At 67.6% G+C, this 5543-nt stretch carries 5 protein-coding genes; 2 read left to right on the top strand and 3 right to left on the bottom strand.

Annotation, left to right across the window (positions count from 1 at the left end; all coding sequences use genetic code 11):
* Positions 1-379 precede the first annotated feature (379 nt).
* Both FNH04_RS40480 and FNH04_RS40475 read left to right on the top strand, forming a co-directional pair.
* The gene (locus FNH04_RS40480; RefSeq protein WP_152791181.1) at positions 380-1219 is read left to right on the top strand and encodes a helix-turn-helix domain-containing protein; all 840 of its coding nucleotides are present in this window, start codon (positions 380-382) and stop codon (positions 1217-1219) included.
* The gene (locus tag FNH04_RS40475; protein WP_152791180.1) at positions 1216-1446 is read left to right on the top strand and encodes a DUF397 domain-containing protein; all 231 of its coding nucleotides are present in this window, start codon (positions 1216-1218) and stop codon (positions 1444-1446) included. Before FNH04_RS40480 ends, FNH04_RS40475 begins: the two co-directional genes overlap by 4 nt.
* A 721-nt stretch (positions 1447-2167) precedes the next feature.
* Here FNH04_RS40475 and mycP read toward each other — a convergent pair.
* The 3 genes from mycP to FNH04_RS40455 form a co-directional block, all read right to left on the bottom strand.
* Entirely contained in the window at positions 2168-3415 is a 1248-nt protein-coding gene (mycP, locus tag FNH04_RS40465) for a type VII secretion-associated serine protease mycosin (protein WP_152791178.1), read from the bottom strand.
* Positions 3416-3446: 31 nt separating this feature from the next.
* Entirely contained in the window at positions 3447-5024 is a 1578-nt protein-coding gene (locus FNH04_RS40460) for a translation initiation factor IF-2 (protein WP_152791177.1), read from the bottom strand.
* On the bottom strand, positions 5024-5543 hold a 520-nt coding region (locus FNH04_RS40455; RefSeq protein ID WP_407704178.1), incomplete at its 5' end, for a hypothetical protein. The genes FNH04_RS40455 and FNH04_RS40460, both read right to left, overlap by 1 nt.

Here is a 5543-nt window from a genome sequence, read left to right as displayed (position 1 = left end):
GGGCGAGGGGGCATGGGCGACTCACCCGGCGCCTCCCACGTGAGCCGTGCTTCCAGCGGCCGTCCTGCGCGGTGACGGCCAGAAGGGGCAATGGTTCTCCGCAGCCAGCGGACTGTCCGTGCCATGAGCCCACCCAAAACACTCAACTCCTCGAAGATCGATCGAACTTCCACGGGAAGACTTCCATGGGAATCCCACAGCGGGATGAACCATGACGGGAATTCACTAAAGTGGGTGACGACCTTCGGATCCATGTCCGACGCGTCGAAGGAGCCCGTAGAGTCGACGCCGCAACAGCGGCAGGACGTGGCGCGAAGTCCGCTGCGTGCAGGAAAGGACCTGGAACGTGACCGCTACACAGACGGGCCCAGCCGGACGCATGCAGATCGCACGCGGACTGGTCTCACTGCGGGAGCGCTGCGGACTGACCCAGACTCAGGTCGCAGAACGGGCCGGGGTCAGCACGACGACCGTCAGCCGCTACGAGGCATGGCAGGACCGCGCCCGCATCCGATGGGCCACGGTCAGGGCCCTGGCCGATGCCTGCGGGGCCACTGCGCAGGAGCGGGAAGCTCTCGTGAGTATCGCCAAGTCTCAGGTCGACGGATGGTGGGTCGGCAGTGGCGCCGTACCGGAGTGGCTGGATCCCCTGGTCTCCTTCGAGCATGCGGCAGCGTACGAGCACGTCTTCGCGAACAGCGTGATTCCCGGCCTGCTCCAAACTGAGGAGTACGCCCTGGCCATCCACCAGGCGCGTGAAGTGCGCAGTTCGAACGAGCAGATCGAACGGATGGTGGAGGCGCGCGTCAAGCGACAGGACATCCTCCGGCGCGATCCGGCACTGCATCTGTGGGTGGTGCTGGACGAGGCAGTGCTGCGCAGAACGGTCGGTGACAGCGAGATCATGGCCCGACAGCTCAAGCATCTCCATGAAGCGGCCCAGAGGCCCAACATCGACATTCAGGTCCTGCCGTTCCGAGCGGGCGCGCACGCTGCAGGAGCCGGGCATTTCGTCATTCTCGGGCGCGACGATGGACTGGCCCCCCTCAACTCCATGGCGGTCGTCTACATCGAGATGCGCCGGCGCGGGTTGTACCTGGACGATCCGGAGGATGTCGGGGCCTACAAGTTGACGTTCGACTACCTTCGTTCGCAGGCCACCGACCCCGCGGCAACATTGCAGCTGATCGCGAGTACCCGACAGGAGCTGTCCTCATGACCGACATAGCCGCTGTCCCAGCTGGACCGGTCGTCGTGACCTGGTTCAAGAGCAGCTACAGCGGCGGTGAGGGCAACGAGTGCGTGGAGATCGCCGGCCTCGGGGCTGAGGTACGCGTACGAGACTCAAAGGTCCCCGACGGAGACATCCTCACCGTGTCGGCCGACACCTTCACCACGTTCCTGAAAGGTATCGCTCAGGGGCTACCCAGGCCCCCGTTGCTGTGAGGAAGTATCACGGCACACAAGGAGTACGCCCTGCATCCCCGACCGGGTGCGGGCGCCGCATTGGCCGACCTCTCGCCCTGCCCCACCAGGGTGCCGAGTCGACGTGCTCTCCGCCATGCTCAGCAATGACACCCTCTGCCGGCCGTCAGCTCGATCGCCCCTTGAGCAAAGCCATAGGCAGTCTCCGGGCTTGATCGGGGCATGAGCTGGCGGGGGCGCGGCCACAGCCATGGCGCGTTGTCCGGCACGGTTATGCGCAGTCCAGAGTTCTGACAGTGGCGGGGAAGTAGGCGCTGGAACCGCGGCCTCGACGCCGTTGCCGCCTGCGACTTCGAGGACGAGCTCCCAGACCTCGGCGGACTGCCGGTATACCGCTGAACCACGCCGAATCCACAGGTCTTGACTATTCCTCGTGACCCACCCATGGCCGTCCTTCTCCGCGAACGCCTTGACCGCCGTGTTCGTCTCCTCATCCGTCCAGTCACCGGATTTCCGCGTATCCGGCTCGATGTGCTCCTCGATGGCCCGTGCTGCGGCACGCTTCTCCGCCGGGCTCGACGCCAGATCCCTCCGACTGCCCGAGAAGCCCCCCGGCTGAGCGCCTGAGGAGCCTCCCGAATCGGCCGGAATCTGGTTCAGCCGCATTCCGACGGGATGCGTGGTCCCGCCGTCTCCTACGTTTCGGACGGACTCCGTCATCAGTCTTTACCTCCGTAACCCGCTATACGCCAGAACTTTGACGCTTACGGACGATGGCCACGGCGGCCGCTCCGCCAAGGAGCACAGCGGCGCCCACACCCAGCCCTATCCAGCGGGAACTGCTGCCGCTGTCCTCAGAGGGCGAAACCGCAGCGGCCGAGTCGTCGTCCTTGCCTGGAGCATCTGCGGCCTCGGACGCGGCAGCACTCGGGGACGGAGATGCTGAGGCCTTCGCGGCAGCGAGGTCCGGGAGCGGGTATTCGTCGGCGGGGCCGGGGTCGCCGGGGTTCTGCAGGGCGATGCGGGGGCGGACGATGCCGTAGCCGATGGAGTCGTTGCGCTTTGCGCCGTCCGTGGGGGCGCCGATCGTGTTGAGCATGACGCGGAGGACCTGGTTGTTGGTCCACTTCGGGTGCTTGGACCAGATCAGGGCGGCGCTGGCGGAGGCGATGGCGGTGGCGTCGCTGGTACCGCTGGTCTTGCAGAGGCCCGTCTTTCCGCCGCAGGCGTGGACCATGTCCTCGCCTGGTGCTGCCATGTCCACCTGGGGGCCGTGCTGGGACTCCTGGGTTCTGTGGAGGTTCTTGCCGATGGCCGCCACTCCGACGACGCCTGGTGTGGCCGCCGGGTACATGACCTCGTTGGCCTTGTCGCCGTCGTTGCCAACGCCGGCGAAAATCAGTGAGCCCTTGTCGAGGGCGTACTTGACCGCCTCTGTGAGCTGGGATGAGCCCTCTGTGGATACGAGGGAGATGTTGATGACCTGGGCGCCCTCGTCCGCTGCATAACGGATCGCTCGTGAAACGGTCTCGCCGAACCTCTTGTTGCCTGCGGCCTGGTTGGCCGCTGTCCCATCCTTGGGCATCCGGATGGGGAGAATCTTGGCACCAGGGGCCAGCCCAAAAGCACCCCGCCCACCGTTCCAGGCGCCGGTTCCTGCGATCAGCCCCGCCATGCCCGTGCCGTGGTTGCTGTAGTCGGTGTGCTCGTCCCCCTGTTGGTCGGGGGCGAGATCCTTGCCCGGCAGGACACGGCCCTTCAAGTCGGGGTTGGTCTGATCCACACCCGAATCGATCACGGCAACCGTGATTCCCGAACCAGTGCTGGTCTGCCACATCCGCTCGGCCTTCATGGCATCGAGAAACCATTGCTGCTCGCGGATCGACTCGGCATAGGCTGGCGATCCTGCCGGGCCCACCAGCAGCAGGCCGAGGATCGCCGATGCCGCAGCACGGTGGCGCACGTGTCGTCGTGTGCTGGTGGTCCGCATGGGGTTCGCCTTCTCCGTTTCTGGATGCGCGTCAGCCGGTGACCGGTGGCATGGTCCGGCGGGGGCCCTGCCGCCGGGTCTTCTCGTCCTCGGCCGAGCGACGCGGCTGCCCGCTTCCTCCGCCCGTGCCCGTGCTAAAACTCGTGCCCGTGCTCGTTGAAGAAGGTGGCCGGGGCGCGCGTGGAGTGCCCGTACCTCTGGTCTCGCCCGGGCGGGCCGCGCTGGACGCACCGCCGACGATGCCGCCGCGTGTCGTACTACCGGAAGCCGTACCGGAACTGCCCGCCACGCCCGAGTTGCCGGTGCCCGTGGCCACCCGGCCCGTCTGCTGCGGGCTGCCCCCGACGACACCGCCGTTCGGGAACGGGGGACGACGGCTGGGAGCCTGTCCCCGCTGACCGACCACTCGCCCTGCGGGAGTCGTCGTACTGTTGGTGGGGCCCATCGGGCCGCGACCGGTCGCGGCCTCCGCCCCCACAACCGTTCCACGCGGGATGCCCTGGGTCGGCGTGGCCGAGGGAGGCGTGACCGGACGACCGCCGACGATGCCGGCATTGCCCGGTACGCGTGCGGGATTCGGAGAAGGAACGGCCTGGCCGGGCAGTTGGGGCATACGGCCGGTCGCCGTCGGGTGTCCCTGCCCCTGCCGGCCGCTGATGGGGGTACCCGCTCTGCCTCCGGGCACCTGGGGAATCCAGCCCGTCTGTGGAGCGGCTCCGGTTCCGGTCCCGTCCACCCGTCCGGAGCCGGGTGGACCACCTACCGGTCCCGTCGCCGTCTGTTTCTCCGGCAGCAGTGTGTCGACGGAGTCAATACCCATCCGGGTCGGTGGCGCATCCTGCCTCGGCACGGATTGCTCAGGCAACGCCCTGCCATGAGTTGAGGCTCTTGGCGCGCCGGTGTCATCCGCCGCCACATCGGCGTGGACCACCGAAGCAGGACCAGTCCCTGCCGAGACGTCTGCCTGACTTGCAGCACCTGATCGGGTCAGCAACGTTCCGTCATTGACCTTTCGCGCGTCCTCCGGCAGGACCGCCTCCGGCGGCGGCGGAAACTTGGGCCGCTCCAACCCGTTCATCTGCGTCGCAGACAGCTGATACGCCTGCCCCAGCTTCACCATCTCCGCCGCGGCCTCCTGCCGGACCTTCTCCCGGCTCGCCGCCAGCGCCTCCAGTTCGCTCGCGGACTTGGCGGCCACCGACGCCGCGTCCGGGTCGTTGTGCGCGGACGTCGCCGCGGCCAGGTTCGCCTGGGCGCTCTTCGTGTCGCGGGGGATCGCCGCCTGGGCGCGGGCGATCGCGTCGGAGGCCTGGCCCAGCCACTTCGCCGAGTCCTCGCTGAAGTCACCCAAGCGCAGTGTGGCGTTGGCGAGGTCGGCGGTCCAGGTGCGGAAGGCGTCCGCGCCCTCGCCCTTCCACTCCACCCACTGGGGGCGGATCTTGAGCTCCTCCGCGATCTTGGTGATCTCCTTGGCCGCTGTGGCCAGGCGGTCCGCGGCGGCCTGCACCGTCCCGGCGTTCGCCTGGTCCAGCCAGGCGAGCATCTGCTCGTGGCTCATGTTCTCGAAGGAGGTACCGCCACCACCCGTGCCAGTGCTCTCGCCTGCCATCAGATCGTGCCACCCGCGTCGCCGCCCGATGGTTCATTACCCGATGCCTGGTCGCCCGGCTTCGCGTGCGTGCCTCCGTCGTGGCCGTTCTTCGCTGCCTCGGGGTCGTAGCTCCCGCCGTAGTGCTCCGTCGTCTCCGCGCTGATCGCCGCCATGCGGTCGCGGATGTCGAGGTCGATGTTCTGGTAGCCCTTGTGGGAGGCCAGGACCGCGATGCCCATGCCCTCCATGGAGTCGGACAGCAGCTTCGAGAGGCTCTCCAGCTCAGTGATCACCGTTTCGTAGGCGGTGAAGAGGCCTGACGCCTCGGTCCACTCCCCGCTGCCGCCGCCGAACTGATGGCGTACGAGCTGCTCCTCGCCGACCTTGGCGGGGCCGGCGTCCGACTGCTTCAGATCGCGGATCAGCTCATCGACACGCTTCTGGAACTTCGTGAACGACGACAACTCGGTGACCACGTCGCCCGCGACGTCCTGCACGGCGTCGAACACACCGGTTAACCACGACGCCGTGCAGGAC

This window comes from Streptomyces phyllanthi (genome assembly GCF_009377205.1).
Classification (GTDB): domain Bacteria; phylum Actinomycetota; class Actinomycetes; order Streptomycetales; family Streptomycetaceae; genus Streptomyces; species Streptomyces phyllanthi.
Note: the sequence above shows the minus strand (reverse complement) of the source record. Positions and strands in the feature narration are given on the sequence as shown.